16 protein-coding genes, 2 tRNA genes and 2 other RNA genes are annotated in these 19,073 nt (G+C 48.7%); 11 read left to right on the forward strand and 9 right to left on the reverse strand.

Annotated features, from left to right (window positions below):
* Positions 1-131: 131 nt before the first annotated feature.
* The 6 genes from SK32_RS24280 to SK32_RS04265 form a co-directional block, all read right to left on the reverse strand.
* A non-coding RNA gene (locus SK32_RS24280) (RtT sRNA) lies at positions 132-262 on the reverse strand.
* 43 nt (positions 263-305) lie between these two features.
* A tRNA-Tyr gene (locus SK32_RS04250) sits at positions 306-390 on the reverse strand.
* Positions 391-424: 34 nt separating this feature from the next.
* Positions 425-556: non-coding RNA, RtT sRNA (locus SK32_RS24285), on the reverse strand.
* 43 nt (positions 557-599) lie between these two features.
* Positions 600-684 (reverse strand) — tRNA-Tyr (locus SK32_RS04255).
* 157 nt (positions 685-841) lie between these two features.
* Positions 842-1,684 carry a formyltetrahydrofolate deformylase gene (purU, locus tag SK32_RS04260; RefSeq protein WP_048211473.1) on the reverse strand — a complete coding sequence of 281 codons (843 nt, stop codon included), beginning with the start codon at positions 1,682-1,684 and terminating at the stop codon, positions 842-844.
* 55 nt (positions 1,685-1,739) lie between these two features.
* A complete protein-coding gene (locus SK32_RS04265; RefSeq protein WP_048211474.1) occupies positions 1,740-2,195 on the reverse strand; it encodes a YchJ family protein in 456 nt (151 codons plus the stop codon).
* A gap of 111 nt (positions 2,196-2,306) precedes the next feature.
* On the opposite strand from SK32_RS04265, the gene rssA reads away from it, so the two are divergent.
* The 3 genes from rssA to galU all read left to right on the forward strand — a co-directional run bounded on the left by rssA (position 2,307) and on the right by galU (position 5,432).
* Positions 2,307-3,215, forward strand: coding sequence for a patatin-like phospholipase RssA (rssA, locus tag SK32_RS04270; RefSeq protein ID WP_048211475.1), 909 nt, complete (start codon positions 2,307-2,309; stop codon positions 3,213-3,215).
* A 90-nt stretch (positions 3,216-3,305) separates the two neighbouring features.
* A complete protein-coding gene (gene rssB / locus SK32_RS04275) occupies positions 3,306-4,319 on the forward strand; it encodes a two-component system response regulator RssB (RefSeq protein ID WP_048211476.1) in 1,014 nt (337 codons plus the stop codon).
* A gap of 204 nt (positions 4,320-4,523) precedes the next feature.
* Positions 4,524-5,432 (forward strand): UTP--glucose-1-phosphate uridylyltransferase GalU, encoded by a 909-nt coding sequence (galU, locus tag SK32_RS04280; protein WP_045443617.1) that lies wholly within the window; start codon positions 4,524-4,526, stop codon positions 5,430-5,432.
* Between the two features lie 138 nt (positions 5,433-5,570).
* Here the strand turns inward: galU and hns are convergent, their stop codons facing one another.
* Complete coding sequence (gene hns / locus SK32_RS04285; RefSeq protein WP_003020723.1) at positions 5,571-5,984, reverse strand: histone-like nucleoid-structuring protein H-NS; 414 nt, start codon at positions 5,982-5,984, stop codon at positions 5,571-5,573.
* Between the two features lie 645 nt (positions 5,985-6,629).
* Here hns and tdk point away from each other — a divergent pair.
* Positions 6,630-7,247: a thymidine kinase gene (gene tdk, locus SK32_RS04290; protein WP_005126397.1), complete on the forward strand. Its 618-nt coding sequence runs from the start codon at positions 6,630-6,632 to the stop codon at positions 7,245-7,247.
* 224 nt (positions 7,248-7,471) lie between these two features.
* On the opposite strand, the gene adhE is transcribed toward tdk, so the two are convergent.
* A complete protein-coding gene (adhE, locus tag SK32_RS04295) occupies positions 7,472-10,150 on the reverse strand; it encodes a bifunctional acetaldehyde-CoA/alcohol dehydrogenase (protein WP_048211477.1) in 2,679 nt (892 codons plus the stop codon).
* Positions 10,151-10,636: 486 nt separating this feature from the next.
* Here adhE and ychE point away from each other — a divergent pair, with 486 nt between their 5' ends.
* From ychE to SK32_RS04335, 7 genes are all read left to right on the forward strand, one after another.
* Entirely contained in the window at positions 10,637-11,284 is a 648-nt protein-coding gene (ychE, locus tag SK32_RS04300; RefSeq protein WP_048211478.1) for an NAAT family transporter YchE, read from the forward strand.
* 772 nt (positions 11,285-12,056) lie between these two features.
* On the forward strand, positions 12,057-13,688 hold the full coding sequence (gene oppA, locus SK32_RS04310) for an oligopeptide ABC transporter substrate-binding protein OppA (protein WP_048211480.1): 1,632 nt from the start codon (positions 12,057-12,059) through the stop codon (positions 13,686-13,688).
* Positions 13,689-13,921: 233 nt separating this feature from the next.
* Complete coding sequence (gene oppB / locus SK32_RS04315; RefSeq protein WP_005126405.1) at positions 13,922-14,842, forward strand: oligopeptide ABC transporter permease OppB; 921 nt, start codon at positions 13,922-13,924, stop codon at positions 14,840-14,842.
* Positions 14,843-14,856: 14 nt separating this feature from the next.
* Positions 14,857-15,765, forward strand: coding sequence for an oligopeptide ABC transporter permease OppC (gene oppC / locus SK32_RS04320; protein ID WP_048211481.1), 909 nt, complete (start codon positions 14,857-14,859; stop codon positions 15,763-15,765).
* A gap of 11 nt (positions 15,766-15,776) precedes the next feature.
* Positions 15,777-16,790, forward strand: coding sequence for a murein tripeptide/oligopeptide ABC transporter ATP-binding protein OppD (gene oppD / locus SK32_RS04325; RefSeq protein WP_005126407.1), 1,014 nt, complete (start codon positions 15,777-15,779; stop codon positions 16,788-16,790).
* On the forward strand, positions 16,787-17,791 hold the full coding sequence (gene oppF, locus SK32_RS04330; protein WP_048211482.1) for a murein tripeptide/oligopeptide ABC transporter ATP-binding protein OppF: 1,005 nt from the start codon (positions 16,787-16,789) through the stop codon (positions 17,789-17,791). The genes oppD and oppF overlap by 4 nt, the downstream gene beginning before the upstream one ends.
* A 47-nt stretch (positions 17,792-17,838) precedes the next feature.
* Positions 17,839-18,675 (forward strand): ion transporter, encoded by an 837-nt coding sequence (locus tag SK32_RS04335; protein ID WP_048211483.1) that lies wholly within the window; start codon positions 17,839-17,841, stop codon positions 18,673-18,675.
* Positions 18,676-18,712: 37 nt separating this feature from the next.
* On the opposite strand, the gene SK32_RS04340 is transcribed toward SK32_RS04335, so the two are convergent.
* On the reverse strand, positions 18,713-19,042 hold the full coding sequence (locus SK32_RS04340; RefSeq protein ID WP_040233211.1) for an HI1450 family dsDNA-mimic protein: 330 nt from the start codon (positions 19,040-19,042) through the stop codon (positions 18,713-18,715).
* Positions 19,043-19,073: the final 31 nt, after the last annotated feature.

Raw genomic sequence — 19,073 nt, forward strand, 5'->3', positions numbered from 1 at the left:
ATCCAGCCTACGCAGACGTCAGTTCTCTGTAGGCCTGATAAGCGTAGCGCCTCAGGCAAATTGCTGGCACGTATTGAGGGCAGAATATGGGGTATTGCAGATGGACTTGGTGTTGGTGCTATATGAAGTGATGGTGGTGGGGGAAGGATGACTCAGCGCTGTGCGCTTCGCCCTTCGGGTCGTTGCCTGCGGCAACGCTTTCTCGCTACGCTCGAATCGAACCTTAGTCGAAGCTTCTCATCCTTCCCGGCTGGGTAGAATATAAGGCATTGAGATATGATTTAGTGAAGTCTTACAGGAGATGATGGTGGTGGGGGAAGGATTCGAACCTTCGAAGTCGATGACGGCAGATTTACAGTCTGCTCCCTTTGGCCGCTCGGGAACCCCACCAGGGGCAATTCAAATTGTAGGTAAAGCTTGAGGATGGTGGTGGGGGAAGGATTATTCGTCGCTTCGCTCCTCACCCTTCGGGCCGTTGCCGCTGGCAACGTTCTCTCGCTTTCGCTCGAGTCGAACCTTAATCGAAGATTCTCACCCTTCCCAGTAAGTGCAAACTTCAGCATAGCTTATTGGGGTTACTACATCACTGTAGTGAATAATGGTGGTGGGGGAAGGATTCGAACCTTCGAAGTCGATGACGGCAGATTTACAGTCTGCTCCCTTTGGCCGCTCGGGAACCCCACCACGGGGTAATGCTATGTTACTGGCCTGCTTCCTTTGGAAGCGGGGCGCATCATATCAAATGATGCGCCCCTGTAAAGCATTCCGTTGATAAAAAAGAACTGGTTGCCTGATTTTTACGCGTAAAGATGTAAAGGTAAGCAATAAAATTATCAATCGATTACAGAATAATCGTTCGGTTACCGTAAACAAAGACACGCTGCGCGAGAACCTGATACAGCGCGCGGCTTAATACGTTTTTTTCAACGTCACGACCGGCACGCATCATATCCTCTGCGGTATAGGTATGATCCACATGAATCACGTCCTGCATGATGATCGGACCTTCATCGAGGTTATCATTCACATAATGCGCCGTCGCACCGATGATCTTCACACCGCGGTCATAGGCCTGATGGTACGGGCGAGCACCAATAAACGCTGGCAGGAATGAGTGGTGGATATTGATAATCTTATTCGGGAAGCGAGAAACAAATGTCGGCGTCAGGACACGCATATATTTTGCCAGCACGACATAGTCTGGCTGATGTGCGTCGATAGCATCGGCCATTTTCTGGTCATGTTCGTCACGCGTTAATCCTTCGTGGCTGACCAGCTCAAAAGGAATATCAAAACGCTCAACCAGGGAACGTAGCGTGTCGTGGTTGCCGATAACCGCAGCAATTTCAACATCCAGTCCGCCGTAATTGGCCTTCATTAACAGATCGCCCAAACAGTGGGCTTCTTTGGTGACTAAAATAACGATGCGGCGCCGTCCCGCAGGCGTAAGCTCGCGAATGGAACCTTCTGGTAGCGCGCTGTCCAGATCGGTCAGCAGTGTGACATCGTTAAAAATGCCTTCCAGCTCGGTGCGCATGAAAAAACGCCCGGTACGGTGGTCCACGAACTCATTGTTTTGCACGATGTTCAGTTCGTGCTTGTAACAGATGTTAGTAATGCGCGCGATCAGACCTTTTTGGTCCGGGCAAATTGTACGCAGCACTTTTCGTTGTAATGAATGCATTTGCAGCGGAGATCCTGTTGAGAATGTTTGCATAATTGATACTGTCGGGCGTTGATTAGCCGCAGCACTTTTTAAATTTTTTACCGGAGCCACAAGGGCAGGTATCGTTTCGTCCAATTTGCGGGCGTGTACCATCGATATAGTACCACTGACCGTTTTCTTTTAAAAAACGAGAGCGTTCGATAATTGCGCCTGTTTTTCCCTGTTCAGAAAACCGTGCGACAAAACTGACATAGCCGATATTGTCGGTTTCTGCCGTCTGCTGTTCAAAAACGGTCAGTCCCAGCCATTCGGTATGGGTAAATCCTGCAATAATGTCATCCCGAAAATCGGCGGCATGACAATCTGGATGCCAGGTTTTGATGAGGTAATCTGCGTCTTTCATCACAAAAGCACAGTAACGAGAATGCATGAGATGTGACGGCGTAGGTGCTACTTGTGCACCGGACACATAACGGTAGCAACATAGGCTATACTCGACAGCGCTACCACAGGGACAAAGCTGAGACACAAAGTACTCCCTGGAATAAAAAAACGGCGTAAAAACGCCAGGGTGGCACTATGTTAACTGAGCCGTGGCGATGTTGCTACGTCTGCAAGCCAGGGGAAGTCTGTAGGTATAATGAGAAAAATAAAAATTGGGCTGGCGCTAGGTTCCGGCGCAGCACGCGGCTGGTCGCATATTGGTGTGATCAAAGCCCTGAAACACATGGGCATTGATATTGATATTGTGGCAGGGTGTTCCATTGGCTCACTGGTCGGAGCCGCCTACGCATGTAACAAACTCCCCGCGCTTGAACAGTGGGTTTGCTCCTTCAGTTACTGGGATGTTTTACGCCTCATGGATCTCTCGTGGCGCAGGGGCGGATTATTGCGCGGCGAACGGGTATTCAATCAGTATCGGAATGTCATGCCGGTAGAATCTATCGAACAATGTTCACGTCGTTTTGCTACTGTCGCAACCAATCTAAGTACGGGCCGTGAACTCTGGTTTACCGAAGGTGATTTGCATCTTGCCGTCCGTGCCTCCTGCAGTATTCCTGGCCTGATGTCACCTGTGGCACATAATGGTTATTGGCTGGTTGATGGCGCGGTGGTGAACCCTGTACCCGTCTCCCTGACGCGTGCGTTGGGGGCCGATATCGTTATTGCAGTCGACCTGCAACATGATGCGCACCTGATGCAACAGGATCTGCTCTCCTTCAACGTCAATAGTGAAACCGAATCGAACGATGATGATGAGCTGTCATGGCATGCCCGCCTGAAAGAACGTTTGAGCAACATTACGGCCCGGCGTGCAGTCACGGCACCTACGGCGATGGAGATCATGACGACCTCGATTCAGGTTCTGGAAAACCGTCTCAAGCGCAACCGTATGGCTGGAGATCCACCTGATATTCTGATTCAGCCGTTTTGTCCGCAAATATCTACGCTGGATTTCCATCGCGCCAGTGCTGCAATTGCTGCCGGGCAGTTAGCGGTCGAGAAGAAAATGGATGAGCTTCTGCCCCTGGTAAAAACCAACGTTTAACGCATTTTTCATCAACACTTAAGCAAATTCTGACAGGCGTGAGTTGCAATAGCATGCCACTATTTACTAAAGCCAGTCAGGGGGGAGAATATGACGCAGCCATTGGTCGGAAAACAGATTCTTATCGTTGAAGATGAGCCGGTATTTCGCTCGCTTCTGGATTCATGGTTTTCCTCTTTGGGAGCGACAACAGCAGTAGCGGGAGACGGGCTTGATGCGCTGGAGTTACTGGGGCGCTTCACCCCCGACCTGATGATTTGCGATCTCGCTATGCCGAGAATGAACGGCCTTAAACTGGTTGAGTATCTGCGTAATCGTGGCGATCAGACGCCTATTCTGGTGATCTCCGCAACGGAAAATATGGCCGATATTGCCAAAGCATTACGACTCGGTGTGGATGATGTTCTTTTAAAGCCCGTGAAGGACCTTAACCGCCTGCGAGAAACCGTTTTTGCGTGTCTTTATCCCAATATGTTTAATTCTCGTGTGGAAGAAGAAGAGCGGCTGTTTCGCGACTGGGATGCGATGGTGGGCGATCCTGCAGCTGCTGCAAAACTGTTGCAAGAATTGCAGCCCCCAGTGTCGCAGGTTATCTCGCATTGTCGGGTTAACTACCGCCAGTTGGTCGCCGCCGATCAGCCAGGGCTGGTACTGGATATTGCTCCATTGTCGGACCACGATCTCGCCTTCTATTGTCTGGATGTGACAAGGGCCGGGGATAATGGTGTCCTGGCTGCATTATTACTGCGCGCGCTGTTTAATGGTTTGCTGCAAGAACAGCTCACCCATCAGAATCAACGTTTGCCTGAGCTCGGTGCGTTATTGAAACAGGTGAATCATTTACTGCGTCAGGCTAATTTACCCGGACAGTTTCCACTGCTGGTGGGGTATTACCATAGTGGATTAAAAAATCTGATTCTGGTATCGGCTGGGCTGAATGCGACATTAAATACCGGTTCACATCACGTACAAATCAGTAATGGTGTTCCGCTGGGCACGTTAGGTAATACGTATTTGAATCAGCTAAGTCATCGCTGTGAATCCTGGCAGTGCCAAATTTGGGGGGCAGGCGGTCGCCTGCGCCTGATGTTGTCTGCGGAATGAACAATCGAGAGGGGAGTGAATGAAATTGGTTTACCTCCCTTACGCTGTGAGTGCTACTATCAGCGGCAGATTTATTCGTATTTATCTTAATTATACCGACGTGCGTCCTTTTCAGACCAGAAGCTTACTGCGGTACTGATATACTCGGATGCGAAACAGATTGATGAACACGTTCAATATATGAACAGTCCAGGAGAGTTTTAAATGGCTGCCCTAAATTCAAAAGTCAAAAAGGCCGTTATCCCGGTTGCGGGATTAGGAACCAGGATGTTACCGGCTACGAAGGCAATCCCGAAAGAGATGCTACCGTTGGTTGATAAGCCATTAATTCAGTACGTCGTGAACGAATGTATTGCTGCGGGCATCACTGAAATTGTACTCGTGACTCACTCGTCTAAAAATTCAATTGAAAACCACTTTGATACCAGCTTTGAACTTGAAGCGATGCTTGAAAAGCGCGTAAAACGTCAGCTTCTGGAAGAAGTGCAATCTATTTGCCCTCCGCATGTCACTATTATGCAGGTGCGTCAGGGGTTGGCAAAAGGTCTGGGGCACGCGGTATTGTGTGCCCATCCGGTTGTTGGCGATGAACCCGTTGCGGTCATCCTGCCGGACGTTATTCTTGACGAATACGAATCTGATTTATCCCGTGACAACCTTGCTGAAATGATCCACCGTTTTGATGAAACAGGCAGCAGCCAGATTATGGTGGAGCCTGTAGCAGACGTAACGGCTTATGGCGTTGTTGATTGCAAGGGCGTTGAATTAACGCCTGGTGAAAGCGTACCGATGGTTGGCGTGGTAGAAAAACCGAAAGCAGACGTTGCGCCATCTAATCTGGCCGTTGTGGGGCGTTATGTTCTCAGTGCGGATATCTGGCCTCTGCTGGCAAAAACACCTCCGGGAGCAGGTGATGAAATTCAGCTGACCGATGCTATCGATATGCTGATCGAAAAAGAAACGGTAGAAGCCTATCACATGAAGGGTAAAAGCCATGACTGTGGTAATAAGCTGGGCTATATGCAGGCGTTTGTTGAATATGGTATTCGCCATAATACGCTTGGCGCTGAATTTAAAGCGTGGCTTGAAGATGAGATGGGTATTAAGAAGTAACCTCGCGGTATTATAAGGACAGAACGGCGCTGCTAATCCAGCGCCGTTTTTTTATACCTAATTTGGGTAGGGCGATGTGCGAAGTACGGGTAAAAAAAATCCCGCCAGTGGCGGGATTTTAAGCAAACTATTTCTGAATTATTCCTTGATCAGGAAATCGTCCAGTTGTTTACCTTGTTCTTCCATCGCTTTTTTGATCACAGCCGGTGTACGACCCTGGCCAGTCCAGGTTTTAGTTTCACCGTTTTCGTCAACGTAGCTATATTTAGCCGGACGCGCTGCGCGTTTAGCTTTGGTACCGGACTTAACCGCTGCCATGCTATTCAGCAGTTCGTTCGGATCGATACCATCAGCAATCAGCATTTCACGATATTGTTGCAGTTTACGAGTACGCTCTTCAACTTCAGCAGCCGCAGCGCTTTCTTCTTCGCGACGCTCGCTAACTACAACTTCTAATTTTTCCAGCATTTCTTCAAGCGTTTCCAGAGTACATTCTCTCGCCTGCGCACGAAGAGTACGGATGTTGTTCAGAATTTTAAGTGCTTCGCTCATTGTAGTAATCTCAAACTTATATTGGGGGTGGTTTGTTGAGCTAATAATAGAGCGATAAATTCAGTTGTGCAATAGCCAGGAATGTAAGGAATTCAAAATTGCTCTTTATTTAGTGTCTGTATTAATTGTTCTGTCTTAATTTTACGACGATGTCGGGCATAAAAAAGGCTTATTGGTATGCGGGCTTCATGGCAGCAGCGAGTAAAAATTCAAGATTCAGGTCACATTTCATGGTGTACAAATAGTATCTCTTTGCAGTGATTTCAACCTTTTGTATTAGTTTTGCTTACGGGAATCCCCTATTACAAGGTGGCTATCGTTAGATGCAATAACAATAAGGGCAGGGTTTCTTTATTGCGCGGTGATGATAAGTGACGTTGATGAATTTCAGGAGCACTATTTGTGAAAGAATGTGTATATACTCATCATACTTCAGGTTGTTTGTGCTTTGGCAGCGGACTTTCACTCTATCGTACACTTGAGAAAGTACTCAAGGACACTTCCGCGCAGCGGGGTATTTAGACGAAACAGGGCGATGTTCGCACGTTCTTTTATACATCCCGGATGTCACGCTGCACCGACATGTTTGTGAAATATGATACAATCCTGCCCATATTTATTTTCCCCGGTGAGGGCCGATACACAATGGCACAGCTTTATTTTTACTATTCTGCAATGAATGCAGGCAAGTCGACGGCATTGCTGCAATCTTCATACAATTATCAGGAACGTGGGATGCGTGCCGTTGTATATACAGCGGAAATTGATGACCGTTTTGGCGCGGGAAAAGTAAGTTCACGTATAGGCCTGTCGTCACCTGCAAAATTGTTTAACCAAAATTCATCATTGTTCGAGGAGATTCGTGCGGAGAATGCGCAGCAACGAATTCACTGCGTGCTGGTTGATGAGTCTCAGTTTCTGACGCGACAGCAGGTTTATGAATTATCAGAGGTTGTTGATCAACTGGATATTCCCGTGTTGTGTTATGGCTTACGCACTGATTTTCGTGGTGAACTCTTCGGTGGTAGCGAATACCTGCTTGCATGGTCAGATAAGCTGGTTGAATTAAAAACTATTTGTTTCTGTGGCCGTAAGGCCAGCATGGTATTACGCCTTGATCAGGCCGGAAGACCTTATAACGAAGGAGAGCAGGTCGTTATAGGCGGAAATGAACGCTATGTATCGGTGTGCCGCAAGCATTATAAGGAAGCACAGTCTGAAGGCTCTCTGACGGCCATTCAGGAACGTCACAGCCACGATTAACCCTCCTCTGTTCTCCTGCTGAGTTAAAATCGCAGGGTAGGCCTCTGCTTTAGCCAGAAGCGATACCCTGCGTATTGCCTTCTGGTGCCACTTTCACACCTATTTCCCTTACGCCTTTTCACCTCGGTGGCTGGCGTCTGCATAGTCTGATTTTCGTTGAGTATGGCAAAAAAAAACGGCCCCAAAGGGCCGTTTATGAAGATACTAAAACTTATGTGAGTGCATTAAGCGGATTTTTTCGCTTTTTTCTCAGCTTTAGGCGCTGCTGCTGGCTCAGTTTTAGCAGCAGTTTCACCTTCGCTATACTCACGACCGTAGTACGTATCCAGCAGGATCTGTTTGAGTTCAGAAATCAGCGGGTAACGCGGGTTAGCACCGGTGCACTGGTCGTCAAACGCATCTTCGGACAGTTTATCGACGTGTGCCAGGAAGTCAGCTTCCTGAACGCCAGCTTCACGGATAGATTTAGGAATACCCAGTTCAGCTTTGATTTCTTCCAGCCATGCCAGCAGTTTCTGGATTTTAGCCGCAGTACGGTCGCCCGGTGCGCTTAAACCCAGATGGTCTGCGATTTCTGCGTAGCGACGACGAGCTTGCGGACGATCATACTGGCTGAAAGCAGTCTGTTTAGTCGGGTTGTCGTTCGCGTTATAACGAATGACGTTGCTGATCAGCAGGGCGTTCGCCAGACCGTGAGGAATGTGGAACTGAGAACCCAGCTTGTGCGCCATTGAGTGACATACACCCAGGAAGGCGTTAGCAAACGCAATACCGGCGATGGTTGCTGCACTGTGAACACGCTCACGCGCTACCGGGTTCTTAGAACCTTCATGGTAGGACGCAGGCAGGTTTTCTTTCAGCAGTTTCAGCGCTTGCAGAGCCTGACCGTCAGAGAATTCAGATGCCAGTACGGAAACGTAAGCTTCCAGAGCGTGAGTCACCGCATCCAGACCACCGAATGCACACAGTGATTTCGGCATATCCATAACCAGGTTGGCATCGACAATTGCCATGTCTGGGGTCAATGCGTAGTCAGCCAGCGGGTATTTCTGACCCGTTGCATCGTCGGTAACAACCGCAAACGGAGTCACTTCAGAACCGGTACCGGAAGTGGTGGTGACGGCGATCATTTTCGCTTTCACGCCCATTTTCGGGAACTTATAGATACGTTTACGGATGTCCATAAAGCGCAGCGCCAGCTCTTCGAAATGGGTTTCCGGATGTTCGTACATCACCCACATGATTTTCGCGGCGTCCATCGGGGAACCACCGCCCAGTGCGATGATAACGTCAGGCTTGAAGGAGTTAGCCAGCTCAGCACCTTTACGAACAACGCTAAGAGTCGGGTCAGCTTCAACCTCAAAGAACACTTCGGTTTCAACGCCGGCTGCTTTCAGAACGGAGGTGATCTGGTCTGCATAACCGTTGTTAAACAGGAAGCGGTCGGTCACGATCAGAGCACGTTTGTGACCATCGGTAATCACTTCATCCAGCGCGATTGGCAGAGAGCCACGACGGAAGTAGATAGATTTCGGAAGTTTGTGCCACAACATGTTTTCAGCTCGCTTAGCAACGGTTTTCTTGTTGATCAGGTGCTTAGGACCAACGTTTTCAGAGATGGAGTTACCACCCCAGGAACCACAACCCAGAGTCAGGGAAGGTGCGAGCTTAAAGTTGTACAGGTCGCCGATACCACCCTGTGAAGCCGGGGTGTTAATCAGGATACGCGCAGTTTTCATCATCTGACCGAAGTAAGCAACGCGTTCTGGTTGGTTGTCCTGGTCAGTGTACAGGCAAGAAGTGTGGCCGATACCACCCATCGCAACCAGTTTCTCTGCTTTGTCTACCGCATCTTCGAAATCTTTCGCACGGTACATCGCCAGCGTCGGGGACAGTTTTTCGTGAGCAAACGGCTCGCTTTCATCAACAACTTTCACTTCACCGATCAGGATCTTAGTTGTTTCCGGAACCGAGAAGCCTGCCAGTTCAGCAATTTTATATGCCGGCTGACCAACGATAGCGGCGTTCAGTGCGCCATTTTTCAGGATAACGTCCTGAACGGCTTTCAGCTCTTTACCCTGCAGCATGTAGCCGCCGTGGCTAGCGAAACGTTCACGAACTGCATCGTATACAGAGTCAACAACAACAACGGACTGTTCAGAAGCACAGATTACGCCGTTATCGAAGGTTTTAGACATCAGAACAGAAGCAACCGCGCGCTTAATATCCGCAGTTTCGTCAATAACAACCGGGGTGTTACCTGCACCTACACCGATTGCTGGTTTACCGGAGCTGTATGCTGCTTTAACCATGCCTGGGCCGCCGGTCGCAAGGATCAGGTTGATGTCCGGGTGATGCATCAGAGCATTAGACAGTTCAACGGAAGGTTGATCGATCCAGCCGATCAGGTCTTTCGGTGCGCCAGCAGCGATAGCAGCCTGCAGAACGATGTCAGCCGCTTTGTTAGTGGCATCTTTAGCACGCGGATGTGGAGAGAAGATGATGGCGTTACGCGTCTTCAGGCTGATCAGCGATTTGAAGATAGCAGTAGATGTCGGGTTAGTGGTCGGAACGATACCGCAGATGATACCAATCGGTTCAGCGATGGTGATAGTACCGAAAGTGTCGTCTTCAGACAGAACACCACAGGTCTTTTCATCTTTATAAGCGTTGTAAATGTATTCGGAAGCAAAGTGGTTTTTGATCACTTTGTCTTCGACGATGCCCATGCCGGATTCGGCAACGGCCATTTTCGCGAGAGGGATTCGAGCGTCTGCGGCTGCCAGAGCGGCGGCGCGGAAGATTTTGTCAACCTGTTCTTGAGTGAAACTGGCATATTCACGCTGGGCTTTTTTTACGCGCTCTACAAGTGCGTTAAGTTCAGCGACATTAGTAACAGCCATAATGCTCTCCTGATAATGTTAAACTTTTTTAGTAAATCATCTGCTCGATACGAGAGTATAGACAGACCGACGAAAAATCGTATAACGTTTTGAAAATAAAACGGTTAATTAACGTCCACTTTACTTTGATTTACTAAAAGAGCTTATGCGTTAGCGTCATTTAACTCTAACGCGTTACCTCCAGGTGGCGTAAGCAAGATTACTCACTTCTGAGTAGTAATTGCGTGATCTGGATCAAATTTCCGCAAAGCTGACACCTTTCAGCAGGCCCTTTTAGCGTTTCTTGGTAAGTGTTAAAAAATTGATGTAATGAATGAGGTTAACATTAGCATATTTAATACATATTAATAACACTGAGTAATGGTAGCGTATTTACGTAGATATACGCAGATAGCAGGTGAAGTATGCTGACAAAAGGCGTATCTTCAGCGCGGATTTCATCAATTTTATGACTCATTTTATCCGGCTAACGCTTCGGAGCTAACCGTGATCCATACGCTATTCGATTTTCCTGTTTATTTTAAATTTTTCATTGGGTTATTTGCATTGGTCAACCCGGTAGGGATCATCCCTGTCTTTATCAGCATGACCAGCTACCAAACCGCTGCCGCACGCAATAAAACCAACCTTACGGCAAACCTGTCGGTTGCTATCATTCTGTGGATCTCTCTGTTTCTGGGGGATGGAATTCTGCAATTGTTTGGTATCTCAATTGATTCGTTCAGGATTGCCGGTGGTATCCTGGTCGTGACTATCGCGATGTCGATGATCAGCGGAAAACTTGGGGAAGATAAGCAAAACAAGCAGGAAAAGTCGGAGACGGCGATACGCGAGAGCATTGGCGTTGTCCCGTTAGCGCTGCCGTTAATGGCGGGGCCGGGGGCAATAAGCTCAACGATCGTCTGGGGCACGCGTTACCATAGTGCTATTAATCTGTTCGGCTTTTTCGTGGCGATTGCGCTGTTTGCGCTGTGCTGTTGGGGATTGTTTCGTATGGCGCCGTGGTTAGTTCGCCTGCTGGGCCAAACGGGCATCAACGTCATTACGCGTATTATGGGGTTGTTACTCATGGCGTTGGGCATTGAGTTCATTGTGACCGGGATCAAATCCATTTTCCCGGGCTTACTTGCCTGAATCCACCGAATCAATATAAACGGAGCTGCTTCCAGGCTCCGTTTCCCACCATTATCAGTAATACTTCTCACTAAAGTTGAAACGCGCCATAGCAGTAATAAAAGATGCTGATAGCCACTGCATTTTTATGTATTGATTTTCAACACAATTATCTTTTCAGCAGAACAGATGAACCAGGGCAGCATTGTTATTTTATTAACATCATACTCTTGGGCTTGCTGAAGGATTATCGAAATGTTATTAGTTATTTCAGCACCTAATTTAGATGAATGTGCTAATTAATAACCAATTGTTAAATTTATGTGCATTTTGACGTCTCTTCGATGCCGGACAGGGCGATGAGTCGAGTGTCTCACGTAACGCATTGAATTAATTGATTTTATCGTTAAAAAATTGCCGTATCAATGCTTTTGTTGTGCGTTTTTTTTTCGATAAAAGAGAATTGGTTAACAAATCTGTAAAATGTATTGGCGGTGAAGAAACGCATTTGATACTTTCCGGCCAGGTATTTAGCAGAAGATTTCACGTTGATGAGAATAATTTTCATTTGATCTCTCTCAACAGGGTAATAGCGTGCTTCCGGCAGGGGAGGCACGTAGATAATCGACGCAAGGCGATCAAACGAATCGCCAGAATAAATAAAGTCGGTGATAGCGAGCAGTAAACAAAAAAACACCTGACGGCAGAAAATCTCCGGTGTCGTACAGGGATCCTGACAGGATTAACAGTCTGGTTATAAAACCAGCCATAATAATGAGGGAGTACAAACACAATGACTAACATCACTAAAAAAAGTTTAGTAGCTGCGGGGATCCTAACTGCGCTAATCGCTGGAAATGTTGCTACAGCAGCAGTGGTACCAGCAGGCGTTCAGTTGGCTGAGAAGCAGACTCTGGTGCGTAATAATGGTTCGGAAGTTCAGTCACTCGATCCGCATAAAATCGAAGGTGTACCGGAATCCAACATTAGCCGTGATTTATTTGAAGGTTTATTAATCAGTGACGTTGATGGCAAACCATCGCCGGGTGTGGCTGATAAATGGGAAAATAAAGATTTTAAAGTCTGGACATTCCATCTGCGTAAAGACGCTAAATGGTCTGACGGAACGCCTGTTACCGCACAAGATTTCGTCTATAGCTGGCAACGTCTGGCGAACCCCAATACTGCTTCACCGTACGCCAGCTATTTACAGTACGGACATATTGTCAATATTGATGACATCATCGCTGGTAAGAAGCCAGTTACCGATCTCGGTGTAAAAGCGATTGATGACCATACCTTTGAAGTGACTCTGAGTGAACCTGTTCCTTATTTCTACAAACTCCTTGTGCACTCTTCTCTTTCCCCTGTGCCTAAAGCCGTGGTGGAAAAATTCGGTGAAAAATGGACCCAGCCCGCTAACATCGTTTCTAACGGCTCTTATAAACTGAAAGACTGGGTTGTCAACGAGCGTATTGTACTTGAGCGTAATACTCACTACTGGGACAACGCGAAAACCATTATTAACCAGGTCACATACCTGCCAATTTCTTCTGAAGTGACTGACGTGAACCGCTATCGCAGCGGTGAAATCGACATGACCTATAACAACATGCCGATTGAGTTATTCCAGAAACTGAAAAAAGAGATCCCGAACGAAGTTCACGTTGATCCTTATCTGTGCACCTACTATTACGAAATTAACAACCAAAAAGCACCGTTCAACGATGTTCGTGTACGTACCGCCCTGAAGCTGGCGCTGGATCGTGACATCATCGTCAACAAAGTGAAAAACCAGGGCGATCTGCCCGCCTATAGCTTTACCCCGCCGTATACTGATGGCGCTAAACTGGTTGAGCCAGAGTGGTTCAAGTGGTCACAGGAAAAACGTAACGAAGAGGCGAAAAAACTGCTGGCCGAAGCTGGCTTCACCGCTGAAAAACCGTTGACCTTTGATCTGCTGTATAACACCTCCGATCTGCACAAGAAGCTGGCTATCGCTGCGGCATCCATCTGGAAGAAAAATCTGGGTGCGAATGTGAAGCTGGAAAATCAGGAGTGGAAGACGTTCCTCGATACGCGTCATCAGGGCAACTATGATGTTTCACGCGCAGGCTGGTGTGCGGATTATAATGAACCGACGTCTTTCCTGAATATGGTACTGTCCGATAGCTCCAACAACACCGTCCACTATAAGAGCCCTGCATTTGACAAGTTGATTGCTGATACCCTGAAAGCGACTGATGATGCTCAGCGCAGTGAACTGTATTCGCAAGCAGAACAGCTGCTGGATAAAGACTCTGCAATTGTACCGGTGTTCTACTACGTCAACGCCCGTCTGGTGAAACCTTGGGTAGGCGGATACTCCGGTAAAGACCCGATGGATAATATCCACGTTAAAGACTTGTATATTATCAAGCATTAATGGCAAGACGTGGGGCGATTAAGGTTGCCCTACAGTGTCTTTTTCTTCGAACTATAAATACCTCTTTAGACAAAGAGAGGTATACCCTAAATAATTCACGTTGCAGGAAGGCGGCAACGCAGCGAATCGCCAGGAGCTTACTTAAGTAAGTGACGGGCGTGCGCGAGCAAAGCCAACGCACCTGCAGCTTGAAGTATGACGGGTATAAAGGCACACGCCAGAAGGTACGGGCAATGTTGAAATTTATATTACGCCGCTGTCTGGAAGCGATTCCGACACTATTTATTCTTATTACGATTTCATTCTTTATGATGCGTCTTGCGCCGGGAAGTCCTTTCACCGGAGAGCGCGCCTTACCGCCAGAAGTTCTGGCGAATATTGAAGCGAAATACCATCTTAATGATCCGATCTCAACGCAGTACTTTAGCTATCTGAAACAGCTGGCGCACGGTGATTTTGGACCATCCTTTAAATATAAAGACTACACCGTTAATGACCTGGTCGCGTCAAGCTTTCCGGTTTCCGCGAAGCTGGGGGCTGCGGCCTTTATTCTGGCGGTGGTGATCGGTGTTAGTGCGGGCGTAATCGCCGCGTTGAAGCAAAACACGCGTTGGGATTATACGGTTATGGGGGTGGCGATGACCGGGGTGGTGATCCCCAGTTTTGTCGTTGCCCCCTTATTAGTCATGATATTTGCGATCACACTGAAATGGCTACCCGGTGGCGGTTGGAACGGTGGGGCGCTGAAATTTATGATCCTGCCCATGGTGGCGCTATCCCTGGCCTATATTGCCAGTATTGCGCGTATTACCCGCGGCTCGATGATTGAAGTGCTGCACTCTAACTTTATTCGGACCGCGCGTGCTAAAGGGTTGCCGATGCGACGGATTATTTTCCGCCATGCGTTAAAACCTGCGCTGTTGCCGGTGTTGTCCTATATGGGGCCCGCGTTTGTCGGCATCATTACCGGTTCGATGGTTATTGAAACTATCTATGGTTTACCAGGGATTGGGCAGTTGTTCGTGAATGGCGCATTAAACCGCGATTACTCGCTGGTACTGAGCCTGACCATTCTGGTTGGCGCGCTGACCATCGTGTTTAACGCGATTGTCGATGTGCTGTATGCCGTAATCGACCCGAAAATCCGTTACTGATACTGGAGCTCGCTATGATGTTAAGTAAGAAAAACAGCGAAGCGCTGGAGAATTTCAGTGAGAAGCTGGAGGTCGAAGGCCGCAGCCTGTGGCAGGACGCTCGTCGACGCTTTATGCATAACCGAGCGGCAGTAGCCAGCCTCGTGGTACTGGTGATTATTGCGCTGTTTGTGACGTTGGCACCCATGTTATCGCAGTTTACCTACTTCGATACTGACTGGGGCATGATGTCCAGCGCGCCTGATACGGAGTCTGGGCACTATTTTGGCACTGACTCATCTGGCCGTGATCTGCTGGTGAGGGTGGCTATTGGTGGACGGATCTCGTTGATGGTGGGGATTGCTGCGGCGCTGGTGGCGGTGATTGTGGGCACGCTGTACGGTTCACTGTCGGGTTACCTGGGCGGCAAAATCGACTCTGTGATGATGCGTCTGCTGGAAATCCTTAACTCCTTCCCGTTCATGTTCTTCGTTATTCTGTTGGTTACCTTCTTTGGGCAAAACATCCTGTTAATCTTTGTGGCGATTGGGATGGTGTCCTGGCTTGATATGGCGCGTATCGTTCGTGGCCAGACGCTGAGCCTGAAGCGCAAAGAGTTTATTGAAGCAGCCCAGGTCGGTGGGGTGTCTACCGTGCGTATTGTTGTGCGCCACATTGTGCCAAACGTACTCGGTGTGGTGGTGGTCTACGCCTCATTGCTGGTTCCCAGCATGATCCTGTTTGAATCGTTCCTGAGCTTCCTGGGACTTGGCACACAAGAGCCGCTAAGTAGCTGGGGCGCACTGCTCAGCGATGGTGCCAACTCGATGGAAGTATCACCATGGTTACTGCTGTTTCCGGCAGGGTTCCTGGTGGTGACGCTATTTTGTTTTAACTTTATTGGCGATGGCCTGCGTGATGCCCTCGACCCGAAAGACCGTTAAGGAGTGCCGCCATGAGCGTAATTGAGACCTCAACCGCGCCGCTCGCGCAACAACAGGCTAACGCACTGCTAAACGTTACCGATCTGCGAGTGACGTTTGCCACCCCAGATGGTGATGTTACTGCAGTAAACGATTTAAACTTTTCACTACGCGCCGGGGAAACGCTGGGTATTGTTGGTGAGTCTGGTTCAGGTAAGTCGCAGACTGCATTTGCCTTGATGGGCCTGCTGGCCGCAAATGGCCGGATTGGCGGCTCCGCTACATTCAACGGTCGTGAGATCCTGAACTTACCGGAGCGTGAGCTGAACAAGCTACGCGCCGAGCAAATCTCGATGATCTTCCAGGATCCCATGACCTCTCTGAATCCGTATATGCGGGTCGGCGAACAGTTAATGGAAGTTCTGATGCTACATAAAGGTATGAGCAAAGCGGAAGCCTTTGAAGAATCAGTCAGGATGCTGGATGCGGTGAAAATGCCGGAAGCGCGTAAGCGAATGAAAATGTATCCGCATGAATTCTCCGGCGGGATGCGTCAGCGCGTCATGATCGCCATGGCGCTGCTGTGCAGGCCAAAATTACTGATAGCCGATGAACCGACTACTGCGCTGGATGTCACGGTTCAGGCGCAAATCATGACGCTGCTAAATGAGCTGAAAAGTGAATTCAATACCGCAATTATCATGATTACTCACGACCTCGGTGTTGTTGCTGGTATTTGCGACAAGGTGTTGGTGATGTATGCCGGACGCACGATGGAGTATGGCAGTGCGCGCGATGTCTTTTATAAGCCGGTTCATCCGTATTCGATTGGCCTGCTTAATGCCGTCCCGCGTCTGGATGCCGAAGGGGAAGAAATGCTGACTATCCCGGGTAATCCGCCGAATCTGTTGCGTTTACCGAAAGGCTGCCCGTTCCAGCCCCGTTGCCCGCATGCCATGGAAATCTGTAACAGTGCTCCGCCACTGGAAGAGTTTAGTCCAGGCCGTCTGCGCGCCTGCTTTAAACCGGTGGAGGAACTGGTATGAATGCGGTAACCGAACAACGAAAAGTACTCCTCGAAATTGCCGATCTGAAAGTCCATTTCGACATCAAAGATGGTAAACAGTGGTTCTGGCAACCGTCGAAAACGCTGAAAGCCGTTGATGGCGTGACCCTACGTCTGTATGAGGGCGAAACATTAGGCGTAGTGGGGGAATCGGGTTGCGGGAAATCGACGTTTGCGCGTGCGATTATCGGTCTGGTAAAAGCGACTGATGGTAAAGTCGCCTGGCTCGGCAAAGATTTGCTTGGCATGAAACCCGATGAGTGGCGGGCAGTGCGCAGTGACATCCAGATGATTTTCCAGGATCCGCTGGCATCGTTAAACCCACGTATGACCATCGGTGAAATTATCGCCGAACCGCTGCGGACTTATCACCCGAATCTGCCTGGGCAGGAAGTCCGTGACCGCGTAAAGGCGATGATGATGAAAGTGGGGTTACTGCCTAACCTGATTAACCGCTACCCGCACGAGTTTTCCGGTGGGCAGTGCCAGCGTATTGGTATTGCTCGCGCGTTGATCCTTGAGCCGAAGCTGATAATTTGTGATGAGCCTGTATCCGCGCTGGATGTGTCGATTCAGGCGCAGGTTGTTAACCTGTTGCAGCAATTACAGCGTGAGATGGGCTTATCATTAATCTTCATTGCCCATGACCTGGCAGTGGTTAAGCATATTTCCGATCGTGTGCTGGTGATGTATCTCGGACATGCGGTGGAGTTGGGGACCTATGACGAGGTGTACCATAATCCGCTGCATCCCTATACCAAAGCACTAATGTCAGCGGTGCCAATTCCCGATCCTGATATGGAGAGGAACAAGGTTATCCAACTGCTGGAAGGTGAGTTACCCTCCCCGATTAATCCGCCTTCGGGGTGTGTGTTCCGCACACGTTGTCCGATCGCCGGCCCAGAATGCGCGAAAACGCGTCCTGTACTTGAAGGGAGTTTCCGACACGCGGTTTCCTGCTTAAAAGTAGACCCGCTATAATCGAGAGGGCTGACACACTGTCAGCCCTTCTTTTTGGTGAGGTAAATGTGTCAGGCTTAGTCTCTTCTGTTCGCCGTACTCTCTATCGTACATTATTTGATTTAGACACGCGCTCGGGGCGCCGTTTTGAAGGCATGTGCGCACTGTTCGCATTGCTGAGCGTGATTGTTATCTTCATTGAGTCTGGGGTCGGGACGCAATACCATTTAACCTATGATGAATGGCATATTTTTGTCTGGCTGGAAGTCTTTATTACGCTGGTCTTTACCATCGAATATCTGCTCAGATTGTGCTGCTGGGCCAATCCTGCAAAATATGTGTTTAGCTTCTGGGGAATTATCGATCTCGCGACAATTCTGCCACTGTATGTGATGTGGCTATGGCCGGAAATTAGTCTGAGTTATGTTTTCGCCTGGCGAGCGATGCGCGTGCTGCGTGTACTGCGAATACTCAAACTGCTGCGATTTATGCCGTCGCTGCGTGTGTTCTGGAGCGCAATTAAAAGTGCCCGTCATCAGTTGATGCTGTTTTATTCGTTTATTGCCATTCTGATGATTGTCTTTGGCGCCCTGATGTACCTGATTGAAGGCCCGAAATATGGTTTTACTACGCTGAATGCGTCGGTATATTGGGCAATCGTTACGGTTACAACTGTTGGCTATGGTGATATTACCCCGCATACACCGCTTGGCCGCATGGTTGCGTCAGTGCTGATCCTGATTGGTTATTCGGTTATCGCAATCCCGACAGGATTGATAACAACACATATGAGTAGTGCGTTTCAGCACCGGCAAAATCAGCGCAAATGTCCACAGTGCCAACAAAGCCAGCATGAGCACAGCGCGCAATTTTGTAATCGTTGCGGAAGTAAATTGCCTGACTAGAAATAAAAAAAGCTGCGAGAGCAGCTTTTTGTTTTCATTATTCACGCCAGAGGATGTGGCAGAGTTTGTGATCTTTTTCGCGACATAACAGAACACGCGCAAAAATATCGTTAATCTCGCCGTCTTCTGAGTCTGCCAGACCAATCACCACTTCGGCGAAGAAGTCAGGATTCAGGTCAAAATCAACGTGCTCCTGCCAGTCTTGTGCAGGGTCGAATAACTCTGCACCGCCACGCTCTTCAAACTGCAAATTGAACAGAAGGATGTCGGCCGGATCGAGATTGTCCGCCGCCAGTTCGAGAAAAATGTCATAAGCCTGCTCGAGCGTTTCGTCTTCGGTCAGGCGGTTGTTCAAATCCATATCCATAATGACTACCTGTTTACTGTCTGATGGGCAC

The organism is Citrobacter sp. MGH100 (assembly GCF_001034465.1).
Taxonomy (GTDB): domain Bacteria; phylum Pseudomonadota; class Gammaproteobacteria; order Enterobacterales; family Enterobacteriaceae; genus Citrobacter; species Citrobacter youngae.

What these genes read in the sequence shown, in the direction of transcription:
- purU (WP_048211473.1), bottom strand. Translation starts at nt 1,684, where the DNA reads ATGCATTCATTACAACGAAAAGTGCTGCGTACAATTTGCCCGGACCAA.
- rssA (WP_048211475.1), top strand. Translation starts at nt 2,307, where the DNA reads ATGAGAAAAATAAAAATTGGGCTGGCGCTAGGTTCCGGCGCAGCACGC.
- rssB (WP_048211476.1), top strand. Translation starts at nt 3,306, where the DNA reads ATGACGCAGCCATTGGTCGGAAAACAGATTCTTATCGTTGAAGATGAG.
- galU (WP_045443617.1), top strand. Translation starts at nt 4,524, where the DNA reads ATGGCTGCCCTAAATTCAAAAGTCAAAAAGGCCGTTATCCCGGTTGCG.
- hns (WP_003020723.1), bottom strand. Translation starts at nt 5,984, where the DNA reads ATGAGCGAAGCACTTAAAATTCTGAACAACATCCGTACTCTTCGTGCG.
- tdk (WP_005126397.1), top strand. Translation starts at nt 6,630, where the DNA reads ATGGCACAGCTTTATTTTTACTATTCTGCAATGAATGCAGGCAAGTCG.
- adhE (WP_048211477.1), bottom strand. Translation starts at nt 10,150, where the DNA reads ATGGCTGTTACTAATGTCGCTGAACTTAACGCACTTGTAGAGCGCGTA.
- oppA (WP_048211480.1), top strand. Translation starts at nt 12,057, where the DNA reads ATGACTAACATCACTAAAAAAAGTTTAGTAGCTGCGGGGATCCTAACT.
- oppB (WP_005126405.1), top strand. Translation starts at nt 13,922, where the DNA reads ATGTTGAAATTTATATTACGCCGCTGTCTGGAAGCGATTCCGACACTA.
- oppC (WP_048211481.1), top strand. Translation starts at nt 14,857, where the DNA reads ATGATGTTAAGTAAGAAAAACAGCGAAGCGCTGGAGAATTTCAGTGAG.
- oppD (WP_005126407.1), top strand. Translation starts at nt 15,777, where the DNA reads ATGAGCGTAATTGAGACCTCAACCGCGCCGCTCGCGCAACAACAGGCT.
- oppF (WP_048211482.1), top strand. Translation starts at nt 16,787, where the DNA reads ATGAATGCGGTAACCGAACAACGAAAAGTACTCCTCGAAATTGCCGAT.
- SK32_RS04340 (WP_040233211.1), bottom strand. Translation starts at nt 19,042, where the DNA reads ATGGATATGGATTTGAACAACCGCCTGACCGAAGACGAAACGCTCGAG.